This window comes from uncultured Senegalimassilia sp., from assembly GCF_934636665.1.
Classification (GTDB): domain Bacteria; phylum Actinomycetota; class Coriobacteriia; order Coriobacteriales; family Eggerthellaceae; genus Senegalimassilia.
Genome location: NZ_CAKUAT010000010.1, coordinates 67360 through 90015, shown reverse-complemented (window position 1 = coordinate 90015; position 22656 = coordinate 67360). Strand labels below are relative to the sequence as shown.

The following is a 22656-nucleotide window of genomic DNA, read 5'->3' as shown; positions in this document are numbered from 1 at the left end:
TACGGGTGATGGGGGGCTTCGCGGCGCGTTGGAGAATCGTCTTCTATCAGCGTGTTCTGCCGATGGGGTCGTCGTGGCATCTCCGGATGGCGGGCTCGTCTTTGCTTGCCCGGGTGACAGGTTTGTTTCGATTTCTTGGCTTGCGGCCGCATTGGAGCCGCTTCCGGTAAAATGATACCGAACTATAGCTATTTTGACACTTGAAGGAGGTTGGGTCGATGTTTGATAACGACATGAACGATATGCCCAGCCGAAGCGATGAGCCGTCCAGCTCCGTTTCCGGATACCTGAACAGCGCTGAACAGGCTGCTGAGCAGGGAAACCTTATGCTGGCGCTGCATCTGTACCTGGCGGCGTTCGAGCGCGGCCAGGCAGCCGAGGGCGCCGTGCCCTCCGAAGCCGCCATTGCCGGCCTGAAGCGCGCATGGCGTTTGGCGTGCACCCTGAAGGAGCGCAGCATTGCCGAATACGTATTCGAGCGCATGGAGCCGTACCTGTCCAGCGACGAGGTGGCCGCCTGCGCGGATCAGCTGCAGGAGCTTGCCCTTGCCAAGCTCGAGGAGTTCGGGCTGTCACGTGACGAGCTCGAGGATATGACCGACATGATTTCGCAGGACATGATGGGCGAGGGCGGCCCGCGTGTGCTGCGCGTGGAGCATCTCACGGCTCCGGGTGCGCCTGCCGACGCCGGCAAGCCCGAAGGCGACGCGGCTGCAAGCGCTGCGGCCCCGACGGCTGGAGCGGATGCCGCGGGGGAGCGGCCTGTGGCGGCCGGCCCGGCGCCGTCCGAAAAGCCGCAGACGCCTGCGGGAAAGCCCGCGCCCGCCGCTGCCGCTGCGCAGCCCGTGCTCGCTCCCATCGAGCATCTCACCTATAAGGAGCTCGTGGGCTATGACGAGGCGGTTCGCTCGGTGCGATCGCTCGGCCTCGGCATGCAGAAGGACCCTGAGTTCCAGCAGCTCGTGCGCCAGCTCAACGTGCGCCATGGGCTTGACCGCATGCCCGCGTGCGACGCGCTGCTCATTCGCAGCCCAGCACGTGAGGACGCCAACCAGTTCATGATGGCCACGTGCGGCGAGCTGGGGCTTCCGGTGCTGCGCATGCGCATGGAGGAGAACATGCAGGGCATGCCCGTGCTGTGCGTCATGGCCCAGGCCGACCGCCAGCCCAAGCTCAACCAAGCTCGCAACGCCTTCGAGGAGCCGGCCGTGCTCGTCATCGAGGACATCGACCTGTGGGCGGCGCCCGCATTCGATCAACCCGAGGATATCGGCGGGCTGATCATGTCCACGCTTTCACGCGGGGCGCGCGAGGCGGTCAACCTCATCCGTTCCTCGGCCGACGACCCTGACGTGTTCGTGTTGTGCACCTCGGCGCTCGGCAACGACGTGGACCCGTATTTCTTCGATCTGCTGGGACCGGTCTCGGCGGTGGACATCGACTATCCCACCGAGAAGGAACGAGCCGACATTTGGATGGAGATCGCTCGCGAGCACCCGTCCGTGCGCGGCGTCGACCGCGATCAGCTGGTCAGGTTCTCGCAGGGAATGCCGCGTTTCGACATGCACATGGCGGCGCGCGAGGCCATCGAGGAAGCGTACAAGGACAGCCTCACCAAGCGGCGCTACATCCCGGTGACTACGGACAACCTGTTCGATAAGCTGGCTGCATACCAGCCGCTCGATTCGCCGGAGTACAAGGCGCTCGAGCAAGCGGTGGTCGATGACTTTAGGAGGGAGCTCGACCATTTGGACGACCTGTTGAAGGGGGACGGGCAGTAATGGATATCACGCGACGTTGCGATTACGCGCTTCGCATCTTGGAGGCCGCATACGAAAGCGGCGACTCGTACGTGTCGGTCGCCGATATCTCCGAGCAGGAGGACATCCCGTATGCGTTTGCGCGCAGCATCCAGCACGATCTGGTGAAAGGCGGGCTTATCAAGACGGTGCGCGGTGCGCGCGGCGGCCTTGCGCTTGATTGCGACCCGGCTCAAATCACGCTGCTCGAGGTGCTCGAGGCGGTGCAGGGTCCGGTCAGCGTCTCGCTGTGCGCGGTGGACGCCGAGTATTGCAAGCGTCGCGGAGGGTGCTCGTACAACAAGTTGTGGATGGGTGCGGACAGCCTGCTGAACAGCTATTTCGACTCCATCACGCTCAAAGAGCTCATGGAACAGGGCGGGCGGCATCCCGTCATCAGGAAGGCCATCGATTCGGCGCCTCCCACTGCGCGCATGTCGTGCCCGGTGGATATCTGCGGCGGATGCGGCGTTCAGCCGGCAATCGAGGAAGCGCAGTCGTAGGCGTGGCGCGCAAAAGCATAGCCGATTTGGCGGCGTCCGCGGTTTGGCCCGCGGGCGCCGCTATGTCTCAGGACGAGTTCTGCCGTTATGTGCTCTCCGAGGGAAGACGGCTGTATCGCGACTTGCCGTGGCGCAGCATCGACGACGCTTACGGCGTGCTGGTGAGCGAGGTCATGCTCCAGCAGACGCAGGTCAAACGCGTGCTGGGGCGCTGGGAGCGCTGGATGGGTATGTTCCCTTCCCCTGATGCGCTGGCTTCGGCCGCGCCGGCCGATGTGCTGGCCGAATGGCAGGGGCTCGGCTATAACCGTCGCGCCCTGGCGCTCAAGCGCGCGGCCGAGGAATGCTCTCAGCGTTTCGGCGGTCGCCTGCCCGAAACGGTGGACCAGCTTCGTGAGCTGCCGGGCATTGGGCCGGCAACGGCGGCCGGCGTCACCGCCTTCGCCCGCAACCTACCTGCCATCTACATCGAGACGAACGTGCGCACGGTGTTCATCCATACGCTGTTCCCCGATTGCGAAGCGGTCTCCGACAAGCAGCTCGAACCCTTGGTGGCGGCTTGCTGTCCTGAAGCGGGCCAGGTTCGACAGTGGTATTACGCGCTGCTGGACGTGGGCGCGGACCTGAAGTCGCAGGTGGGCAACGCCTCGCGCCGAAGCGCACATTACACGCGCCAGTCGGCGTTCGAGGGGTCGCGTCGGCAGAAGCGCGCGTGCCTGGTGCGCATCGTGCTGGCCTGCCCGGGCATCGCCGTCGAGCAGGCGGCGGCGCGTTTGGATGCCGAGGAGCGCTCGGCCGGGCGGGATGCGCTCGATCCGCAGCTGTTCGCCGGCATCTGCGCCGATCTGGAGCGGGAGGGCTTCTTTCGCCAGGAGGATGGCCGTCTGTTCGCATAAGGAATAGCGGCGCGCAAATTCCGGACGCATAACGTTACGTCCACGAATTGTCGCGATTCGGACAGTTCGGGGACGTAGCGTTATGCGTCCGTTCGGGGGCGCGGGTTCACGCGCTCGATGAGGGTAGGGTTCAAGACGAGAGGGTCATCGTGGGGTTCGTTGAGTTGTTCTTGATCGGCGTGGGGCTTTCCATGGATGCCTTCGCCGTTTCCATTTGCAAGGGATTGGGCATGAGCCGCCTGAACATGAGGCAGGCGGTGGTCATCTCGCTGTTTTTCGGCGGGTTCCAAGCGCTCATGCCCCTTGTCGGCTGGGCGCTGGGTAGTCAGCTTGCCGGCCTTATCACTCCCATCGACCACTGGATTGCGTTCGCGTTGCTGGCGTTCGTGGGCGGCAAGATGCTATGGGATGCATTCCACGAGGACGACGGGGAAGACGGGGAAGCGAAAGACGCCAAGCTCGATCTCAAGGAGCTGCTCATGTTGGCCATCGCAACCAGCATCGATGCGCTTGCCGTAGGTATCACGTTCGCGTTTCTGCAGGTGGCCATCGTGCCGAGCGTGATCATCATCGGCGTTACCACCTTCGTCCTCAGTTTCGTGGGCGTTGCCGTGGGCCATTTCTTCGGCGCGCGCTTCGAGAAGCCCGCAACCATCGCGGGCGGCGTGGTGCTCATCCTCATCGGCGCGAAGATCCTGCTCGAGCATCTCGGGGTCATCGCCTTCTAAACGGCGAAGCGGCCGCTCATTGGGAGCGGCCGCTTTCGTTTCGCTACCTATATATAGATGCCTTATTCCACCGGGTAGCTGCCGAGCACCTTCACTTCGCGCAGCTTCAGGCGCAGGCAGTTCAGGGCGGTTTGCACCTCCAGGTCTTGCGTGGAGCCTTCGATGTCCACGAAGAACATGTAGTCGCCGAGCGCCTGCTTGGTGGGGCGGCTTTGGATCTTGACCAGGTTGATGCCGGCGTAGGCGAACTCGGACAAGATCATGAGCAGCGCGCCGGGGCGGTTTGCCTGCAGGAACAGGGCCAGCGAAGTCTTGAACTTGCTGCCCGTCAGCACCGGGACATGGCCCTGGCGGCCGATGAGCGCGAACGACGTCTGGTTGCCGAAGTGGTCCTCGATGCCTTTCTCGGCCACGCGCGCGCCGTAGAGTTGCGCGGCGAAAGCGTTGCCGATGCCGGCGACCGACTTGTCGGCAGCCGCACGGCGAGCGCTGTCGGCGGTGGATGCCACGGTGACGGTGGGGATGCCGTGCAGGTTGTCGTTGAGATAACGGCGGCACTGCGCCAGGCCCTGCGGATGGCTGGCGACCGTCTTCACGTCATCCAAGGTGGCCTCGGGGTGCATGATCAGGCAATGATGGATGTCAAGCACATGCTCGCCCAAGATGGTGGCGCTCGAGCGGAAGGCGAAATTGTCGAGCGTGGCCGTCACCGGCCCTTCAAGCGCGTTTTCCGTGGCCACCACGCCATATTCGCATTTCCCGCGGTCCACGCAGTCGAACACCTCGGACAGCGAGGGGCACTCGATAAGCTGCGGGTCGTCTATGCCCAAACGTTTGGCGAATGCGCGCGCAGCCTCGTCGTGATAGGTTCCGGCGGGACCCAGGTAAGCGAATGCGGATGGGGGTTCAGCGGTCATGCGAAGCTCCTTCATGCAGATTTATTCATTTATCTTGCGAAGATATGATAACGGTTCTGTATAAAAATGCGCGAGTGATAACATAACGAACAGGAGTGGAGACGACTGGGGATGGAAGTCTGCGATTTCATCCCCAATCGGCGAAGGCGCGCGTGCGCGTTTCACGACGGAAGGCTCGGGTTCTGCAAGCCCCGCGCCTTCCGTCGCGTTGCGTGCGGCGCCATCTAGGCCGCAAGCTCGATCGCCGGCGTAAGCCGAGCATCGGCCGCGCGCTCTTTGCGTATCTTTGCTCCATATGCAAAAGGGCCTGGAAACAGGCCAGACGAGATACACCTGTAAGGAGGTGTGCGTATGGAAGGAGAGGCCGCAATGTCCGCGTTCGCGAACATGCTTGAGGCCAGGGGGGTCACCCGTCGCGACTTCATGAAGTTGTGCGGTACCGTGGCCGCTGCCGCCGGGCTGTCCCAGTTGACGGTCCCGCAGGTAGCCCAGGCTCTCGAGACGTCCGTCATCGGCGCCACGAAGGGTAACCTTTACCCGGTCATCTGGGTCGAAGGCGCATCCTGCACCGGCTGCACCGAGTCGTTCGCCCAGGCTCAGACGCCCAACGCCGCAGAGGTGGTGTTGGACATGATCTCCCTGAACTACTCCGAGACGCTGTCCGCAGCAGCGGGCTACTCCATGGAGGAGGCCAAGGAGCAGACCATCGAGGCCGGCGACTACATCCTCATCTATGAAGGCGCGATTCAGGAGAAGTGGGGCGGCAACGCCCTGCGCGTTGCTGGCAAGCCCGGCACCGAGCACCTGATCGAGGCCGCAAAGAACGCCAACGCCGTGGTCGCGCTGGGCTCCTGCGCCGTCAACGGCGGTTGGATGGGCGCAAAGCCCAACGTCACCGACGCTATGGGCGTGCAGCAGTACCTTAAGAAGGCCGGCATCAACGTGCCCGTCGTCAACGTCCCCGGCTGCCCGGCCAACCCTGAGTGGCTCACCAGCGTGCTCGTCGACGTTGTGCTCATGAAGCTCAAGCCCGCCGATCTGGACCTCAACTCCGAGGGCAAGCCGGCCGGCATCTTCAACCAGACCATCCATGACAACTGCGAGCGTCGCGGCCACTTCGAGAACGGCGAGTTCGTCTACGAATTCGGTTCCGAAGAGGAGAAGAAGGGCTACTGCCTGTATCCGCTCGGCTGCCGCGGTCCTCAGACCAAGTCCAACTGCGGCGTGGTCATGTGGAACGACCGTCGCAGCTGGTGCGTCCAGGCCGGCGCCCCGTGCATCGGCTGCTGCGAGGCCAACCCCAACGACCCGGGCCAGAACTGGGTTGAGGTTAACACCCCGTTCATCAAGCGTCATCGCAGCCTGCATATCGGCGACTGGGACGTGCAGCCCACCACCATCGCCGTGGGCGTTACCGGCATCCTTGCCGCAGCGCTCGTGGTGCACGGCTTCGGCATGAAGGCCACCGGCCGTATGGACGGCGGCGCGGACTTCGAGAAGAAGCGCGCTTGGGATGCCAAGCACCCCGAGAAGTCCGTGGGCACCTACGAGGTGTCCGAGGCCGAGCGCCAGAAGATGTACAAGGAAGACACCGGTCACGACGACCCCAATGCAACCAAGGAAGGGAGGTAAGCCATGACGCGTTCCGTAATCGATCCCGTAACCCGTATCGAGGGCCATCTGCGCGTTGAGATGGAAGTCGAGAACGGCAAGGTATCCGACGCCTGGGTATCCGGTGGCTGCTTCCGCGGCATCGAGCTGGTCGTTGAGAACCGCACGCCCGAGGACGCTGCCCAAATCGTGCAGCGCATCTGCGGCGTTTGCCCCGTGTCGCACGCCCATGCCAGCTCCATCGCGGCTGAGAAGGCTTACGGCATCACCATCTCCAACAACGCCCGCATCATCCGCAACATCCTCGAGGGCGCCCAGTTCCTGCACAGCCACATCCTGTGGTTCTACAACCTGGCCGGTCTTGACTACGTCAACCCGCTGAACGCGCTGAAGGCCGACCCGGCCGACGCCATGGACCTGGCTCGTGCTGCCGGCACTTCCATGAACAGCGACTTCGTGGCCCTGAAGGAGCATCTGTCCCAGTTCGCCGAGAACGGCCAGCTGTCCATCTTCAGCGGCAACTGGTTCGATGCCGAGGACGGCACCGGCTTCAAGCTGCCGCCCGAGCTCGACCTCATCTGCACGGCCCACTACCTGGAGGCTCTGGGCATGCAGGCCAAGGCTTCTCAGATCAGCGCCCTGCTGGGCGGCAAGATGCCGCATGTCATGACCCTGCGTCCGGGCGGTACGGCCTTCGTGCCCACCGACCAGAAGCTCGACGACCTGAAGCTGCTGGTTGACGAGCTGTACAACTGGGTCGAGGCGACCATGATCCCCGACGTGCTGGCTATCGCCCCGTACTACGCCGATGCGTTCGAGTACGGCAAGGGCCCGGGTCGCTACATCGCTTGGGGCGTTTTCGAGCGCGAGGACTTCAAGATGTCCAACCGCTACCTGCCCTCCGGCGTGCTTGACGAGAACCTCAACCTTTCCGAGCCCGACGAGAAGGCCATCGCCGAGTGGGTCGGCCGTTCCTGGTACAAGGGTTCCGAGACCTATCAGGCGCCGAACTTCACCACTGAGCCGGAGTACACCGACTACAATGTGAACGATCGCTACACCTGGGTGAAGTGCCCGTCCTACAACGGCAACTCCATGGAGGCCACCAGCCTTTCCCGTATTCTGGCAGCTTACAAACGCAACGTGCCGTTCATCAAGGAGCACGTGGATGCGTTCCTCAAGGCCCTTGGCCATGAGGGCGACCTGTCCGTGGCTCAGTCCACGCTCGGCCGTACCGCCATTCGCCAGATCGAGACGCTCTACATTGCCACGTGCATGAAGGAGTGGGTCGATGAGCTGATCGAGGCCGTGAAGTCCGGCGACTCCGAGTACTTCCGCGCTCCTGAGACCACCACTGGCGAAGGCTCCGGCTTCTGGGAGGCCCCGCGTGGCGCCCTTTACCACAGCGAGTCGGTCAAGGACGGTAAGATCCAGGGTTATCAGATCATCATCCCGTCCACGTGGAACCTGGCTCCGAAGAACGAGAAGGGCCAGCATGGTCCGCTCGAGGAGGCTCTGATCGGCGTGCCGGTGGGCGACATTGAGAAGCCTATCAACGCGCTGCGCACGGTGCACTCCTTTGACCCCTGCACGGCCTGCTCGGTCCATATCTCCGAGCCTGCCACGGGCAAGCGTTTCGAAACCGTCACGAGCCCTTGGGGGGTGAAGTAGCATGGCGCATTTGGCACATTACCGCGAGGCGCATCCGATGCCGTTCGTGATTACGCACTGGATCAACCTCGTTGCCATGGTTTTCCTGATTTTCACCGGCTTCTACATTCATTACCCCTTCTTCTGGGGTTTTGAGTCCATGGCCCGTGGTCTGCACGTGTTCTTCGGCTTCGTGATCTTCATCAACTGCATTTGCCGTTTGATCATGGCCTTTATCGTGAAGTCCTCGCCGACCGGCGGTACCCGTAAACAGGTTACCGACTACAAGACGTGGCTTCCGCAGAAGGACAACCTGCATCAGGGTCCGCAGTGGATCAAGTACTACCTGTTCTTCAAGAAGGATCACCCGCTGTCCGCTAAGCTGGGCGTTCCGCAGAAGATCAGCTACCTGTTCATCCCCGTGCTCATCATCCTGATGTTCTACACGGGCCTGGCTCTGTGGGTTCCCACCTCCGAGATTCCGTTCTTCGCGGCGGGCACGTCCCTGGTGGGCGGCATCATGAGCATGCGCATCATCCACTACTTCATGATGTTTGTGTTCATCTGCTTCATGTTCATCCACATCTACCTGGCCAACGTGGAGGGTATCGCTCCTACGCTGCTCATGTTCTTCCATAAGGAGCATGGCGGCCTGGTGTACGATCCCGACATCCACAACATCATCGGCGAGGATGACATGGGTCACGGCAAGCAGCACTAGTTTTCACGCTGTGCGCGGTTGCATGTGATTTGAAGACCCGGCTACTTCGGTGGCCGGGTCTTTTTGCTTTTTGGGGTATATCTGAATTGGCGAGTTGTGGGGTCTATGGCGAAAACGGTGGCTTGCATTATTAGGAGTTGGTGGACGCTCCGTCTCGTTCGCATTCGTTGAAGATGGAACACGCATTATTGGTCGATGTGCGAGTTGATGATTTGGGCCGCAGCTGCACCGCCATATTCTTCAGGTGCGATGAATATGATGCGGTGCGTGGAATCCTATAGGCGATTTTGGCCTAGCGACAGCGATCCACTGCATTGCGATTACAATTATCCTATTCCATAAAATTATGTTATATCCCCTGATAGATTGGTTATGTATGGCTGAGCTAACCAAAGAGCAGATTGCTTGCGAAGAGAAGTTTCTAGAAGGTATTCCACGGTGGAACATCGGAGCGCTGTTCCTGCCTCCCATTTGGGGTCCGGCACACGGCTTCTGGGCTTCCATCTTGTTTTACCCGTTGTGGCTTGTTGCTGACAATTTGTTCTATGCTGCGTACTCGGAGCGTACGCCGCTTGCAATCGCGTTTGCCGTGATCATCGGTGCTGTGTTAGTTGCGGTCACGTTTTTGTTCTCTCGGCTGAGCCAGCCTTTTGCAGCGCATCGTGCGGTAGCTCGCGGCGTTTGCAAGGAAACGTACGTGCGTCGTGAACGCATTTGGGCGGTGATTTGCGTTGTTGCTGGCCTTGCGATGCTCGGTTTCGCCACGTGGTATAACCTGATGATCCGTCCGGGTATGGAGGGGTAGGTTATGGCAGATGTGCAAGATAGCTGGGGTTTGCGGGAGTACGTTGCCAGTAATGTGGCCGTTCCGGAGGATTTGCGCCCGCAGCGAGTGGCCGTTCTTTGCGTTGGCAATCGATTGATGCTTGACGATGGCATTGGACCCGCCGTTTATGACGAGCTTATGTCTTCGTACGACATCCCGGATAACGTTGAGCTGTTGGACCTTGGATGTTTGTCGCTTGCCCTGATCGATCGTGTGCGAGAATTCGACGTGATCATGACCGTGGACGCGGTTGACGATTCCGGTCAGCCTGCCGGCACGGTGCTTCGCTATGCGCCTGATGCGATGGCGCGACATGTCGGCATTACGGCAAGCTTGCATGACCTGAAGCTGATCGACTTGTTCGATTCCGCCGCGCTATTGGGATATCAGGCTGAGGGCCTGTGTTTGGGTATGCAGGTGGAAAACGCTTCTCCTGCCGAAGCAACCGAGGGTCTTACCAAGCCTGTGCACGATGCGTTGCCGCTTCTGGTAGACGTCGCGGTGGGCGAACTAGCACGACTGGGGTGCCCTCTTTCCGCAAAGTGACATGTTCTCCGATAACAAGCTGGGCGCTTCGCTGAAGCGCCCAGAATAGTTTCTCATCGTCCTGTGTCAGTTGTTGCGTAGGTTTGCAGCCTTGGAATGGGACTTGAGTTCCGCCTGCTTGATGCGTTCGACAAAATAGCTTTTCACTGTATCACGTGGCATGTCAAGTGAAATCGAAAGCTCGTCGCAAAGAAGGCCTTCGGCCAAATCAAGGTACTTTTTATCGACCGATGTGGCCTGATGTCCGGCTTCCTTGCGCGTGATGGTGCGCTCGTGGCAGGTTTTGATAATCGGCACCAGGTCTTTCGGGGACAGCGTTTTCAGGTAGTCTTCGTAGATTTCCTTCATTTGGCGTTGTTGAAGCGAAGAGGCGTTTGCTGTTTTGGCTAGCTCATCGTCCAGGCTGACGGGTTTTGCATCGGCTATCGAGTCGATGAGGTCGAGAGCCTCTTGTTTTTGCATGACAGGACGCATGATAGGCGGTTTTGCGGCGTCGCATGCCACGAACAGCTTAAGCGATCGTTCGAACACGGCATGCAGCTCCCAGTAATCCTTGTTATCGAAATACCGTTCGCGTTTTTGTGCAATGGTGCAGACGTGATGTTTGAAAACGACGATATCGCCAACGTTGGCCATGAATCCTCCTTGACGCATTGCAATGGCGGCAGGCGCACCGCGAAACATGCTGGTGAAGGACTGCTCGGTTGGCGCTGATCGCTATCCAACATTCATTATTATACCAGGTCACAGTGCATAGCATCCTATATTCACTTTGTGTGCGGCATTAGGCGTCCCAGATTCCTTGTGTTTCCTGGTTAATCGCGTTTCGATTTCGGGGAGTAATATCGCGGAGGTTGGTTTATCTATGCTGCGATCAATTTGGTGGCAGCATGCTATGCTCGGTCTTTCGTCGCCTGCGGATGCGGGCATAGCTGTTTTTGCTTTACGACCCAATGCGCATTACTTTTTGCCGGCGGCGGGGCAGAGGTCGGATAAGAAGCACTCTTCGCACTTCGGACGACGGGCGATGCATGTTTGGCGGCCGAACAGCACCCACTGGTGATTAATCGGTCCCCAATACTGCCTCGGATACAGCTTTAGGAGCGCGTCTTCGGTTTTCTGGGGTGTATCCGCCGAGGGTCCCACCAGCTTCAGCTTGTGCGCGATACGGAACACGTGCGTATCTACTGCAATCCCCTCTACAATGCCAAAGGCTTCATTGAGCACCACGTTGGCGGTTTTGCGTCCCACGCCCGGCAGTTTTTGGATCAACGTCATATCTTGCGGGATTTCTCCGCCGAAGTCGCTGATCACCATTCGAGCGCATTTGACGCAGTTCGCGGCCTTCGCATGGTGGAAGCCGATGGTGCGGATGATCTCCTCGACTTCGTTCACATCGGCATTGGCAAGTGCTTGCGGCGTTGGATAGCGTTCCCATAAGGCTGGCGTGACCTTGTTAACGCCTTTGTCGGTGGTTTGCGCCGACAGCAATACCGCAATAGTCAGTCTGAAGGGGTCGCCACAATAATGCAGCGCGCATTCAGCAGCTGGAAAGTGCTCGTCCATTCTTTGGGCGATGGCTATCGCGCGTTCCCTTTTATCCTTCATCAATTCGCGCGGCATGGGCGATCCTTCCGATTCCGGGTCATTTCAACAGCAGTATATCGAATGATGTTGTACGCAGCTTTTACGCTGCAAAATCGTTATGTTATCTGGACATATAAATAGAACCGAAGCAACCAAGATGCACATAGGGAAGACCGAATAAAACCAGATGAAACAAAAATTTACGATGCATTCTCTTTCTGATATCAAACCTGCCTGCTCGAGCGTTTGGCGTGGTTGTCCGGTCGGCTCCTTCGGCTCCGTATAACGGCTTTGTTCGTTCTGATGGGAGGCCGCCGCGAAGGTTCGGAACACGAACAGATGTTGCTGTTTACGTGTGGCTTAGGCTTAGCGTCTCGAGCGATGAAGAAGGTGCGTGATACACTTTTCACCTTGAAAAACGCGCAGCTTCATCGAAGGAAAACTGCGCAAGCAGGCCCGAACGCGTATGGCCGTATTCGGGCTGGCCGATGGTGATAGGGGAATGCAACGTATGCTTATCGATTCTCTGCGCTTCGCGCTCGAGCGCTCGGAATGCTTGGATGGGTTTTGGTCCAATCTCGATGCCGGCGACGATGGCACCTTGGGCATCGCGAACAGCGCGCGGCCGTTCATGGTCGCTGCGCGATTCTCGCATAAACCGCAGTCCACGCTTGCGGTGGTGGCTGGCGAGGATGCGGCGGTGTCGTTCGCTCGCAGCTTGTCGGCCTATCTGGGCGAGGACAAGGTGCTGCGCTTCCCCGAGCGCGCCGATCTGCCGTTCGACAAGAAGCACGCGGATCTTGCCACCGTTGCTCGGCGTATGGAGGCGGCGCATGCGCTGCAGACCGGACGGCAGGTGGTCGTTGTCGCAAGCGCGCGGGCGTTGCTGCGCACCTTGCCGCCGGCCAATGCCAACGCATCGACGCCGCTGTCTTTCGTCTGCGGCCAGGAGCTTGCAGACATGCCGGGCGCGCAGGCTGCGGGCATCCAGGATCTCGACGGTCTTATCCATGCCTTGGAATCGCGTGGGTTCTCCAATACCGGCGATCTTGACGGCCCTGGCACCTTTTGCACGCGTGGTGGCACCGTGGATGTATACCCTGGAAACTTGAGCTTTCCCGTTCGCCTTGACTTTTTCGGCGACGAGCTGGACGAGATCCGCCGCATCGTGCCCTCCACGGGTCAGACCATTTCAAGCATGCAAAGCGTGGAAATCTATCCCGTCGTTGAGTTCTCTTGTAGCAAATCGGGCCTGGCGCGCGCACGCAAGAAGCTTGCGGCGCTGGCGGGAACCAACCCTGCGCTTCGCAGCGTTTCCGAGCATCTGGAAAACGCCGAGGGCGGTTTGCGCTTCGAGGGAAGCGACGTGCTGCTGCCGTATCTCTATGACAAGCCGGTCACGTTGGGCGCCTATTTGCGACGCGATGCGCTTTCGGTGCTCATCGAGCCGCGAAGCCTGTTCGATGACATGATGCACGCCGGCGAGGAATTGGAAGCGAAGGCCAAAGGCACCAACATCGCCCTTGAGGGGCTGTTCTGCCCGGCTCCGCAGGTCAGCTTTGGCGAGTGCCAGCGTGCAACGTACGTATCCATCATGCGCGTGGGCGGCAACGTGGATGTCGAGCTGCCGGTGAAGCGCGTCGAGGCGGCGGGCCATCCCGATAAGCTGTTCGGCCGTCTGCGCACGCTCGTCGATGACGGCTACACGGTGGTGTTCAGCGCTCCGAACCGCCGAAGCCGTGCCGATATGATGCTCGCCTTCGTCGATCACGGCCTTCCCATCCAAGAATGGCTCGACGCCGAGGAAAACCCAGATGACACCGACGGGCAGAAGAAGCGCCGCCTGCGCCGCGGGGTCGTCAACGTCGTCGACGTGGACATCCCGTTGGGAATGATCATCCCGAAGGCGAAGCTGGGAATGGTTAGCGTGTCCGACACCCAAGGGGCCTCCACCGCGCGTCCTAGCCGCCATATCGACATCACCGAGATCACGTTTCCGTACAAGCCGGGCGATTACGTTGTGCACGCGCAGCACGGCATCGCGCACTTCAAGGAGCTGGTGCGTCGCGAGATCGACGGCACGGCACGCGATTACCTGCTGCTGGAATACGCCGAAGGCGACAAGCTGTTTGTACCGGTCGAGCAGCTCGACCGGGTCACGCGCTACGTCGGCCCCGAGGGCTCCACGCCGCGATGCACCCGCCTGAACACGGCCGACTGGTCGCGCGCCATGAAGAAGGCGAGCGCGGCCACTAAAAAGCTTGCTTTCGACCTGGTTGACGTGTACGCGCGTCGGGCCAGCGCGCAAGGCTACACCTTCGGTCCCGACACGCCGGCGCAGTTCGAGATGGAGGAGGCGTTCCCGTATCGGGAAACCCCAGATCAGCTGGCCGCCATCGCCGATGTCAAGGCCGACATGCGCAGCGCAAAGCCCATGGATCGCCTGGTGTGCGGCGACGTCGGCTTCGGGAAAACCGAGGTGGCGCTGCGCGCCGCCTTCGCCGCCACGCAGGATAAGAAGCAGGTCATGGTGCTGTGCCCGACCACCATCTTGGCGCAGCAGCACTTCACGAACTTCAAGGACCGCTTCGAGCCGTTCGGCGTGACCGTCGAGGTGCTCAGCCGCTTCCGCACGCCGCAGCAGCAGGCTGCGGCGCTTAAAGGTTTCGCGGACGGTAGCGTGGATGTGCTCGTAGGCACGCATCGCCTGCTGTCGCGCGATGTGAACCCCCATGACCTGGGCCTGGTGATCATCGACGAGGAGCAGCGCTTCGGCGTAGGTCACAAGGAGCAGATGAAGAATCTTCGCGAGAGCATTGACGTGCTCACGCTTTCGGCAACGCCTATTCCGCGTACCATGCAGATGTCGCTGTCGGGTGTGCGCGATATGAGCCTCATCCTCACGCCGCCCGACGACCGCCGCCCCGTCGAAGTGCACGTCGGCGAGTGGGATCCCGATGTGGTCAGCGCCGCCATCAGGCGCGAGCTTGCCCGAGGCGGCCAGGTGTACTACGTCTCCAACCGCGTCCGATCCATCGAGGAAGCGGTGAGACGCGTGCAGGCCGCAGCCGGGGAGGCGCGCGTGGGCGTGGCACACGGGCAGATGGACAAGGACTCGCTGGAGAAGGTGATGGAGGAGTTTTCCGCCGGACAGCTCGATGTGCTGGTGGCAACCACCATCATCGAGTCCGGCATCGACAACCCGCACACGAACACGCTCATCATCGAGGATTCGCAGCGTTTGGGCCTGGCGCAGATGTATCAGCTGAAGGGGCGCGTGGGCCGCGGCTCCACCCAGGCGTACGCGTTCTTCATGTTCCCCGAGCACGTCAACCTTACCGAGGAGGCGCAGGCACGTCTGACGGCGTTGGACGAGCATACCGACCTGGGAAGCGGCATGCGCATCGCCATGCGCGACCTTGAGATTCGCGGTGCCGGCAGTCTGATGGGCGCCGAGCAGTCCGGCAACATGTCCGCGGTGGGTTTCGATCTGTTCGCGCAGATGCTCGGCGCGGCCGTGAACGCCACGCGCGAGGGTGACCTGAAGGCCGCCGAGGGGCTGCCGCCGGCGCTGTCCGACATCACCGTGAACCTGCCGGGCCGCACGTATCTGTCCGAGGAATATGTGCCAGAAGCCGACGAGCGGGTGCTGTGGTATCGCAAGATCGCAAGCGCTGCAACTGTCGGCGCCGTGGAGGACATCTACAACGACTTGGCGGGCAAGCGTTCCGATATGCCTCAGGAGGCGCAGAACCTGTTCGAAAAGGCGCGCATCAAGGCGTTCGCCAACGAGCACCACATCAAAACGGTGTCGGTGGTTGCCGGCAAGTTGGTGGTGGAACCCATCGACATCCCCCGCGACAGGATGGTGCCCTTGCGCCGCGCCGGCGGCCGCTATCTGTCGGACAAGCGCAAGCTGCAACTGCCTTTGAAGTATTTCCGTCTTACGGAAAAGGACAACCTGTTCGGCCCCGTGGCGAAGTTCCTACGGGAAATGCACGGCGAGGAGTAGCGTTCAGGGCGCGTAGCAAGCGAAGAGGAGAGACTGCTAGGCAAGTGCACCGAAGCATCGGCTCGCATTACCGTCAGGCGGGATCGGCTTCGCGCGCCCTGCCACGTGGCGCGCGCCCCGATCACATCATTGTGTCAAGGTAGCGCTCGACGTCATCAACGAGGGGAGCAAGCTGCACAGCGCCGGTCATGGGGGCGGCCTTGCGGGTAAGCAGGCCTGGCTTGTACACGATCATGGTGACGGTTTCGTCGGCATAGATGCGGGGTAGGGCGGCATCGCCGGTTTGCGCCGAAACGCCGGAGGGGACATCGGCCGCTATGGTGAACGGCGCGTCCTTCGCCTTGCCCGCCGCCTTCGCATGAGCCGGTGTGCGCTTGCCGGCCTGCGGATGTCGCGCGCCGCCTATCCGCTTGCGGGTCAGCTTGCCGTGGAATCGCCGGCGGTTCGCAAGCTGCATCCAGGTTGCGTATGGTTCGCGCACCTGCATACCGGAGAAGCCTGTCCCAAGGATGGCGTCGACCACGCCGCTGGCGCGATCGAACTCGCGGGACAGCTCTTCCGGCGTCGGCGCGACCAGCACGGAAAGCGGCCATCCGTGCGCTTCGGCGGCGGTAACCGCCTCGAGCGCAGCCGTTCGCGCAGGCTCGGCGGAAAGCTGCTCGGGCGGTCGCGGGCACGCAAGCGCAACGGGCCATCCGGCTTGCGCGAGCGCACGTCCGCATACCCAGCCGTCGCCGCCGTTGTTTCCGCTTCCCGTTAAGATCAAGATCGGCGCTGGGTCGGGAACCCACGATCGCATTTGGTCGGCTATGGCGCATCCGGCGCGCTCCATCAATGCGCCAAGCGAAGTTCCGCCAGCCGCGATGCGCTGCTCTAATTCGGCAACCTTGCCCACATCGAGCACGTGCGTGCGCTCGCGAATCTGCTTGATGCCATCCTCGGTCATGATGCGGGTATCGCTGATAAGGCCGTTGAGCATGATGAACGGCGCCCGCCCGCGCCAGGCCCGCCATGCGCGCACGGCGAGCGTGGCCGCCCATGCGAGCACGCCAGCGCACCATATAAGGGTCAAGGCCGTCTTATCGTGCACGCACAGCGACGCGAGCGCGCGCAGCTCGGCGGGAGTGGTAGGGATATCGTCTACGCCTGCGACCAGCCCGAACGCCCATGCGGGCAGTAGCTCGATGGCGAACAAGGTGGCGTAACGGCAGACGATTTGCCCGCCGGATGCGGGCGCGGCATCGGGTCGAACGATGCGCAGGCGCAGCAGCTTTTGCGCGGGCGTCTGTCCGCGCGTGATCACAGGGAACAAGGCGAACACCGCGGCGATGGCCGCGCATTCGCATGTCCAGAACGTGGCGTGCTCGATACCGAAGCCTGAAAGCAGCCGGCTTCCGTTCACAGCGTGCACGGCGAAATAGCCGCACCCGGCAAGCGCTTGCGAAAGCGCAAGGTCGAGCCCGAACGTCAGCGCGCGCCGCGTGGCGGATGCGGTCGTTCCGCGCTCGGCGGCCTGCCGTGCGGCAACGCGGACATCGGGCAGCACGCGCATGACCGGCCCGGCAAGCCAGAACCCGACCATGCATCCCAGCGTGTTCGTCATCAAATCGTCCACGTCGAAGAGCCTATACGGGTGCTCGTAGATGCCCCAGATGCCGGTGAGCTGCGTCGTCTCGAACGACAGCGTCACGCAAAAGCCTATCAGGAGCGTCTGCCACCAAGGTCGGTGGAAGTAGTAGCGCAGGTACGCGCCGAGCGGCACTAGCAGCAGCACATTGAAAAACGCCTCGTACATATACGGGTCGCAGATGGCGGCGAGCCAGGTGGAGGGATCGTCGAGGCGTGCGGTGGTTTCGGCCAGAAACGAGCGCACGAACTGGAATGGGACAAGCTGCGGCGTCTGAGCGTACGCGACCACCGCCGTGCGATCGGCCGGCAGCGGCAACAGCACTAGGAAGTATGCGCACATCAGGTAGAACACGAACGAGTACATCGCCGCGGCATGAAGCCACGGAACGCTCCCCACCTTGCGATACTTGTAGATGAGAAACGGGGCGGTGATCAGCGCCGCTATCAGCGGGAACAGCAATACCGCCGTGGTTATGGGCATCACGAATTTCGACATGTCCGCGATCTCCTTTCGTCGCCGTTGCCGATCGGTGTCTGCAAGCCGGCGGCTTCCTCGCTATTCGCGGTCTGCGCGATGCCGAAGCGGCTGCGAAGCTCGTCGCCGTCTTCGTCCCGGCAGGTCGCTTCGGAATCAGCGGCTTTGCTCGAGCTTGAGCAAAGCGCCGCGCACGCGCGCGGGTTTTCCCTCGCCCCATGGTTGGCCGTTGGCGCGGACCAGCCTATGCAGCGGTACCGCGATGGCGAACGGGCATGCGCGCGCCGCCGCGCCCACCGCCCGGTGCGCGCCGGCATGTCCGATGCGGCAGGCGATATCGGCCGCCGTTGCGGTTTGCCCGTAGGGAATGTCGGCCACCGCATTCCACACCTGCTGTTGAAACGCCGTTCCGCAGGGGCTTAGCGGCAGGGAGAACGACGTGCGCTTGCCGGCCAGATACTCCTGCACCTGCGTCGCGGCCTTGTTCGTCAGCTCGCTCGGCGCGCGAACGCCCGCAAGCGGGGCTTTTCCCAAGGCTATGCGCGTGATGGCCCGTCCGTTCGCCGCCACGGTGATGGGTCCGGCGGGGGTGAAGTAGCTGTAATATGTCGGGCGGTCGCCGTCCATGAAGCCCCTTTCCTCGTTCTTGTCAGCATTATATGCCCGCCGCGCCCGCGCCGCCGCTGCCTTGGCGCAGGTGCGGTAGAATACGCACATAACCTAAGAGCTTGGAAGGGAAGGGGCCAAACGTGTTCCAACCGGTTAAAATCGCGCCGTCCATCCTGTCGGCGGACTTCATGAACCTCCAGCGCGACATCGCCGCCATCGAATCCGGCGGCGCCGGCTACGTCCATGTCGATGTCATGGACGGCCATTTCGTGCCGAACCTCACCATGGGCGTGCCCGTGGTCAAGCAGCTGAAGAAGATCACCGACATGCCGCTCGACGTGCATCTCATGATCTCCAATCCGCTTGAGCAGCTGCCGTGGTTCCTCGAGGCGGGCGCCGATATCGTCACCGTGCATGCCGAGGCCGCCGCGGGCTACCAGCTCGAGCGCGCGGTCGAGATGATCCACGCCGCCGGCGCCAAGGCCGCCGCGTCCGTCAAACCCCACACCCCCGTCGAGGTGCTCGCCCCGGTCATGGCACAGCTCGACATGGTGCTCATCATGTCCGTAGAGCCCGGCTTCTCCGGCCAAAGCTACATCGAGGGCTCCGAGCGCAAGGTTGCGCGCACGGTCGAGCTCGCCCGCGCGGTGGGCGCGGCGCCGCTCATCGAGGTCGATGGCGGCATCGGCGTGAAAACCGCTCCGCTCGTGGCTGCTGCCGGCGCCGATGTGCTCGTGTGCGGCTCGGCCGTGTGCGGCGCCGAAGACCCTGCGGCTGCCATCGCGCAGGTCACGCAGGCTGCAGAGGCGGCGCGCGTCGCCGCGCTGGCATCCAAGGAGGCGTAGGCGTCCCATGGTGGCGAAGGTCCCGGAAAACTACGTATACCTTGACTACGCGGCAACGGCCCCGCTTTGCGAGGAAGCTGCTCAGGCTATGGCGCCTTACATGGTGCCCGGCCGCGCAAACATCGCCTTCGGCGGCAACGCCAACAGCCTGCACGTCCCCGGCCGCGCGGCGTTCTCCGCGCTCGAGGATGCTCGTCGCGCTATCGCGCGCGCTTTAGGCGCCACGCGTCCCGACGAGGTGGTTCTCACCAGCGGCGCCACCGAGGCCGACAACGCCGCCATCATCGGGCTGGCGCAGGCGGCAGCCCATGTCCGACGCCTCGGCGGCGCGGGCGGCGCCCAGCCGCACGTGGTGGTTAGCGCCATCGAGCACGATGCGGTCCTGGCCCCGGCCAAGCGCCTCGAGCAGATGGGCTTCTCGGTCACGCGCGTGCAGCCCGATCGCAACGGCTTCATAACCGTAGCCGCGCTTGAGCAGGTTATGCGCCCCGAAACGGTGCTCGTCAGCGTCATGGCGGCGAACTCCGAGGTCGGTTCGGTGCAGCCCGTGGCCGAGCTTGCCCGCACGGCGCACGCCGCAGGCGCGCTGTTCCACACCGACGCCACGCAGGCGCTTGGCAAGGTGCCCGTCAACGTGGTTGATTGGGGCTGCGACGCCGCATCGTTTTCCGCTCACAAGGTGGGTGGCCCGAAGGGCGTCGGCGCGCTGTACGTGAAAAGCCGCACCCCCTTCGACGCCTTCATGCTTGGAGGCGGCCAGGAGGCCGGTCGTCGCAGCGGCACGCAGAACGTCTGCGGCGTGGCGGGTTTCGCCGCGGCCATCCAGGTCGTCCAGGAGAAGCAGGCTGACGAGCAGGCGCGCCTGGGGGCTCTTCGCGACAAGCTCTACGCCGCGCTTGCCGAAAAGCCCGGCGTCCGTCCTACGGTTCAAGTCGATCCCGGCTCGCAGGACTACCTGCCCAACATCGTGCACGTGCTCGTCGATGCGCTGGAAAGCGAAACGCTCATCCTACGCTTCGACATGCGCGGCTTCGGCGTCTCGGGCGGATCGGCGTGCAGCTCGCATTCGCTTGAGCCCAGCCACGTGCTGCGTGCCATCGGCATCGATGCGGACGCCGCCCACGGGGCGCTGCGCATCTCCATGGGCCGTTACACCACCGCCGAGGACGTGCAGGCGTTCCTGGACGCCATCGACTCGGTTTTGAACTGGGAATAGGGAATCGCTCGGGGCTGCCGGAAGGCGGCCCCGACTAGGTTCGCCCCCGCCGACGGGCTGCTGAGCGCAACGGTTTTCACCGTCGCTCATCGCCTGCGGCAGCCGCCCCCGCCCCCGCGATGCCGCGCCTCGCCAAGCGAACCCGCCGGCCCGTGAATCCGCCGCACCGCGTTGGCAGGTTTTGCATAATGAAAGGAGCCCGCATGGAACTGGTAACCATGCACACGCATACGAACTACACCGGCCACGGCCACGGCACGGTGGCCGAGCTGGTGGACGCCGCCGCGGCCGCCAAGCTCGGCGCCATCGCCGTCACCGAGCATTACCCCATGTCGGCGGCCATGGATCCCGACAACGTGGTCTCCATGGCGTGGGATCGCCTGCCCGATTACCTCATCGATATCGCCGCAGCGGCCGCCGCGCATCCCGAGATGCAGGTCATCCCCGGCTGCGAGATCGACTGGCTCGGCGCGCAGGAGGACCGCGACTTCTCCGCGCTCGACTTCTCCAACTTCATCCACGTGCTCGGCAGCGTGCACTATCTTGACGGCTGGGCCTTCGACGACCCGGCTCAGGAGGCGCGCTGGCACGACGTGGGTGTCGATTCCGTATGGCGCCGCTATTTCGAGGTGTGGTGCCAGGCCGCCAGCTGCACTGATATGCCCTTCACGTGCATGGCGCATCCCGATCTGGTGAAGAAGTTCGGCTATCGTCCCAGCTTCAACCCTCAGCCGCTCTACGATGAAGCTGCCGAGGCTGTGCAATCGAGCGGCCGCATGGTGGAGGTGAACACCTCGGGGCTTACTTATGCGTGCGCCGAGCTGTTCCCCGCGCCCGACCTTCTGCGCACGTTCTGCCGCGCCGGCATCCCGTGCTCCATCGGCACCGACGCGCATGACCCGGCCGTGGTCGATCGCAACCTCATGCCCGGGCTCGCGGCCATGTACGAGGCGGGCTACCGCTGCGTGACGGTTCCCACCTCAACAGGCGATCGGCGCCAGATTGCGCTAGAGTAAAAGCGGCGAAAGCCCCGACGAAGCGTCGGGGCGCATGACCGGGGCATGCAGCCCCGGTCATTCCAAGGGAAGCCTCATCGCATGGAAGGACTTGATGGACATGGCTTCGAAGAAGATCAAGATCGAAGGTTCCAAGGAAAAGGGCGTGCAGGGCGAAGGCAAGTCTGAGCTGTTGCGCGTGGAGGTCGGCGGTTTGCGTGCCAAAAGCTTCCAACTTTCGGTGGGCGCGCTTGAGCAGGCGCTCTTGGCTGAGTTTCCGGCGGCCGACGCCGAGGAGTGGGACCGCACCGGCCTTCTGGTGGGCGACCCTGCCGCGCCGGTGCGAGCGGTGGCCGTGGCGCTCGATCCTACGGTAGGCGCTATCGATGCGGCCGCAGACGCGGGTGCGAACGTGCTCGTCACGCATCATCCGGCTTATTTGACGCCGCCCACGTCGTTCCAGCCGGCATCGTCGCCGGCGCTGAACTCCGGCGCCGTGGTGTATCGCGCCATCCAGCGCGGTGTGGCGCTCATGAACTTCCATACCGCCCTCGACGTTTCCGCCCGCGCCCAGCGCATGCTGCCCGGCATGCTGGGGCTGTCGCTGCGCGGGGTGGTGGAGCCGAAGGCCGGCTGTGCCGAGAAGGGCTACGGCCAGCTGTGCGCTCCCGCCGAGAAGATGACGCTTGGCCAGCTTGCCGCGCGCTGCACGAGCGTGTTCGGCCGCGCGCCGCGCGTGTGGGGGAGCTTCGATCGCGTGGCGCGGACCGTCGTCACCTGCACGGGATCGGCGGGCCCCACGGGTCGCGCCGCCCTTGCCGCCGGCGCCGACGTGCTCGTGGCGGGCGAGGTCAAATACCATGATGCGCTCGATCTGTCCCAGGCCGGCATGGCCGTGATCGACCTTGGTCACGATACCTCCGAGCTGCCGTTCTGCGGCGTGCTCGCCGCCAGCGTGCGCGATGCCGGGGTGCCCGATGAGCTGGTCGCGGTGGTGTCGCAGCGCGACAGGTGGTCCTACCCCGAGGCCGTGCGCGTGTAACTTGCAAACCGCGCCCTGCGCCGCGGTATGGCTGCACGCGGGGCGCCCG

19 protein-coding genes are annotated in these 22656 nt (G+C 62.7%); 14 read left to right on the top strand and 5 right to left on the bottom strand.

The features are described from left to right. The first annotated feature begins 218 nt into the window (after positions 1 to 218). The 4 genes from Q0G75_RS05575 (at position 219) to Q0G75_RS05560 (ending at position 3926) form a co-directional block, all read left to right on the top strand. Complete coding sequence (locus Q0G75_RS05575; RefSeq protein WP_294415374.1) at positions 219 to 1781, top strand: hypothetical protein; 1563 nt, start codon at positions 219 to 221, stop codon at positions 1779 to 1781. Further along, the gene (locus Q0G75_RS05570) at positions 1781 to 2302 is read left to right on the top strand and encodes an Rrf2 family transcriptional regulator (RefSeq protein WP_294415376.1); all 522 of its coding nucleotides are present in this window, start codon (positions 1781 to 1783) and stop codon (positions 2300 to 2302) included. Before Q0G75_RS05575 ends, Q0G75_RS05570 begins: the two co-directional genes overlap by 1 nt. Positions 2303 to 2304: 2 nt before the next feature. After that, on the top strand, positions 2305 to 3198 hold the full coding sequence (locus Q0G75_RS05565) for an adenine glycosylase (protein WP_365910791.1): 894 nt from the start codon (positions 2305 to 2307) through the stop codon (positions 3196 to 3198). Positions 3199 to 3347: 149 nt separating this feature from the next. Beyond that, positions 3348 to 3926, top strand: coding sequence for a manganese efflux pump MntP family protein (locus Q0G75_RS05560; RefSeq protein ID WP_294415377.1), 579 nt, complete (start codon positions 3348 to 3350; stop codon positions 3924 to 3926). Positions 3927 to 3988: 62 nt separating this feature from the next. Here the strand turns inward: Q0G75_RS05560 and pheA are convergent, their stop codons facing one another. Beyond that, positions 3989 to 4843, bottom strand: coding sequence for a prephenate dehydratase (pheA, locus tag Q0G75_RS05555; protein ID WP_294415379.1), 855 nt, complete (start codon positions 4841 to 4843; stop codon positions 3989 to 3991). 351 nt (positions 4844 to 5194) lie between these two features. On the opposite strand from pheA, the gene Q0G75_RS05550 reads away from it, so the two are divergent. The 5 genes from Q0G75_RS05550 to Q0G75_RS05530 all read left to right on the top strand — a co-directional run bounded on the left by Q0G75_RS05550 (position 5195) and on the right by Q0G75_RS05530 (position 10197). Further along, positions 5195 to 6475: a hydrogenase small subunit gene (locus tag Q0G75_RS05550; protein WP_294415380.1), complete on the top strand. Its 1281-nt coding sequence runs from the start codon at positions 5195 to 5197 to the stop codon at positions 6473 to 6475. Positions 6476 to 6478: 3 nt separating this feature from the next. Then, on the top strand, positions 6479 to 8125 hold the full coding sequence (locus tag Q0G75_RS05545) for a nickel-dependent hydrogenase large subunit (protein ID WP_294415382.1): 1647 nt from the start codon (positions 6479 to 6481) through the stop codon (positions 8123 to 8125). 1 nt (position 8126) lies between these two features. After that, positions 8127 to 8825 carry a cytochrome b/b6 domain-containing protein gene (locus Q0G75_RS05540; protein WP_294415384.1) on the top strand — a complete coding sequence of 233 codons (699 nt, stop codon included), beginning with the start codon at positions 8127 to 8129 and terminating at the stop codon, positions 8823 to 8825. Between the two features lie 376 nt (positions 8826 to 9201). Continuing rightward, positions 9202 to 9630 (top strand): hypothetical protein, encoded by a 429-nt coding sequence (locus Q0G75_RS05535; protein WP_294415387.1) that lies wholly within the window; start codon positions 9202 to 9204, stop codon positions 9628 to 9630. Positions 9631 to 9633: 3 nt separating this feature from the next. Next, complete coding sequence (locus Q0G75_RS05530; protein ID WP_294415389.1) at positions 9634 to 10197, top strand: hydrogenase maturation protease; 564 nt, start codon at positions 9634 to 9636, stop codon at positions 10195 to 10197. Between the two features lie 66 nt (positions 10198 to 10263). Here the strand turns inward: Q0G75_RS05530 and Q0G75_RS05525 are convergent, their stop codons facing one another. Continuing rightward, a complete protein-coding gene (locus Q0G75_RS05525; protein ID WP_294415391.1) occupies positions 10264 to 10833 on the bottom strand; it encodes a hypothetical protein in 570 nt (189 codons plus the stop codon). 324 nt (positions 10834 to 11157) lie between these two features. Next, on the bottom strand, positions 11158 to 11820 hold the full coding sequence (gene nth, locus Q0G75_RS05520; protein WP_294415395.1) for an endonuclease III: 663 nt from the start codon (positions 11818 to 11820) through the stop codon (positions 11158 to 11160). A gap of 475 nt (positions 11821 to 12295) precedes the next feature. Here nth and mfd point away from each other — a divergent pair, with 475 nt between their 5' ends. Continuing rightward, entirely contained in the window at positions 12296 to 15796 is a 3501-nt protein-coding gene (gene mfd / locus Q0G75_RS05515; RefSeq protein WP_294415396.1) for a transcription-repair coupling factor, read from the top strand. A gap of 121 nt (positions 15797 to 15917) precedes the next feature. Here the strand turns inward: mfd and Q0G75_RS05510 are convergent, their stop codons facing one another. Together Q0G75_RS05510 and Q0G75_RS05505 are read right to left on the bottom strand one after the other, a co-directional pair. After that, the gene (locus tag Q0G75_RS05510) at positions 15918 to 17921 is read right to left on the bottom strand and encodes an NAD(P)H-hydrate epimerase (RefSeq protein ID WP_294415399.1); all 2004 of its coding nucleotides are present in this window, start codon (positions 17919 to 17921) and stop codon (positions 15918 to 15920) included. 135 nt (positions 17922 to 18056) lie between these two features. Then, a complete protein-coding gene (locus tag Q0G75_RS05505; RefSeq protein WP_294415401.1) occupies positions 18057 to 18527 on the bottom strand; it encodes a methylated-DNA--[protein]-cysteine S-methyltransferase in 471 nt (156 codons plus the stop codon). A 122-nt stretch (positions 18528 to 18649) separates the two neighbouring features. Between Q0G75_RS05505 and rpe the strand changes: the two genes are divergently transcribed. The 4 genes from rpe to Q0G75_RS05485 all read left to right on the top strand — a co-directional run bounded on the left by rpe (position 18650) and on the right by Q0G75_RS05485 (position 22607). Continuing rightward, on the top strand, positions 18650 to 19354 hold the full coding sequence (gene rpe, locus Q0G75_RS05500) for a ribulose-phosphate 3-epimerase (RefSeq protein ID WP_294415403.1): 705 nt from the start codon (positions 18650 to 18652) through the stop codon (positions 19352 to 19354). Between the two features lie 7 nt (positions 19355 to 19361). Beyond that, positions 19362 to 20570, top strand: a complete 1209-nt coding sequence (locus Q0G75_RS05495) for a cysteine desulfurase family protein (protein WP_294415404.1) — start codon at positions 19362 to 19364, stop codon at positions 20568 to 20570. Between the two features lie 203 nt (positions 20571 to 20773). Beyond that, on the top strand, positions 20774 to 21586 hold the full coding sequence (locus Q0G75_RS05490; protein ID WP_294398540.1) for a histidinol-phosphatase HisJ family protein: 813 nt from the start codon (positions 20774 to 20776) through the stop codon (positions 21584 to 21586). A 100-nt stretch (positions 21587 to 21686) separates the two neighbouring features. Beyond that, positions 21687 to 22607: a Nif3-like dinuclear metal center hexameric protein gene (locus tag Q0G75_RS05485; protein WP_294415406.1), complete on the top strand. Its 921-nt coding sequence runs from the start codon at positions 21687 to 21689 to the stop codon at positions 22605 to 22607. Positions 22608 to 22656: the final 49 nt, after the last annotated feature.

Bases quoted from the DNA above. Each gene is read 5' to 3' on its own strand.
- Q0G75_RS05535 (WP_294415387.1), top strand. From the start codon at position 9,202: ATGGCTGAGCTAACCAAAGAGCAGATTGCTTGCGAAGAGAAGTTTCTA.
- Q0G75_RS05540 (WP_294415384.1), top strand. From the start codon at position 8,127: ATGGCGCATTTGGCACATTACCGCGAGGCGCATCCGATGCCGTTCGTG.
- Q0G75_RS05570 (WP_294415376.1), top strand. From the start codon at position 1,781: ATGGATATCACGCGACGTTGCGATTACGCGCTTCGCATCTTGGAGGCC.
- nth (WP_294415395.1), bottom strand. From the start codon at position 11,820: ATGCCGCGCGAATTGATGAAGGATAAAAGGGAACGCGCGATAGCCATC.
- Q0G75_RS05495 (WP_294415404.1), top strand. From the start codon at position 19,362: ATGGTGGCGAAGGTCCCGGAAAACTACGTATACCTTGACTACGCGGCA.
- Q0G75_RS05525 (WP_294415391.1), bottom strand. From the start codon at position 10,833: ATGGCCAACGTTGGCGATATCGTCGTTTTCAAACATCACGTCTGCACC.
- pheA (WP_294415379.1), bottom strand. From the start codon at position 4,843: ATGACCGCTGAACCCCCATCCGCATTCGCTTACCTGGGTCCCGCCGGA.
- Q0G75_RS05550 (WP_294415380.1), top strand. From the start codon at position 5,195: ATGGAAGGAGAGGCCGCAATGTCCGCGTTCGCGAACATGCTTGAGGCC.
- Q0G75_RS05505 (WP_294415401.1), bottom strand. From the start codon at position 18,527: ATGGACGGCGACCGCCCGACATATTACAGCTACTTCACCCCCGCCGGA.
- Q0G75_RS05575 (WP_294415374.1), top strand. From the start codon at position 219: ATGTTTGATAACGACATGAACGATATGCCCAGCCGAAGCGATGAGCCG.
- Q0G75_RS05510 (WP_294415399.1), bottom strand. From the start codon at position 17,921: ATGTCGAAATTCGTGATGCCCATAACCACGGCGGTATTGCTGTTCCCG.
- Q0G75_RS05485 (WP_294415406.1), top strand. From the start codon at position 21,687: ATGGCTTCGAAGAAGATCAAGATCGAAGGTTCCAAGGAAAAGGGCGTG.
- Q0G75_RS05490 (WP_294398540.1), top strand. From the start codon at position 20,774: ATGGAACTGGTAACCATGCACACGCATACGAACTACACCGGCCACGGC.
- Q0G75_RS05545 (WP_294415382.1), top strand. From the start codon at position 6,479: ATGACGCGTTCCGTAATCGATCCCGTAACCCGTATCGAGGGCCATCTG.
- mfd (WP_294415396.1), top strand. From the start codon at position 12,296: ATGCTTATCGATTCTCTGCGCTTCGCGCTCGAGCGCTCGGAATGCTTG.
- Q0G75_RS05530 (WP_294415389.1), top strand. From the start codon at position 9,634: ATGGCAGATGTGCAAGATAGCTGGGGTTTGCGGGAGTACGTTGCCAGT.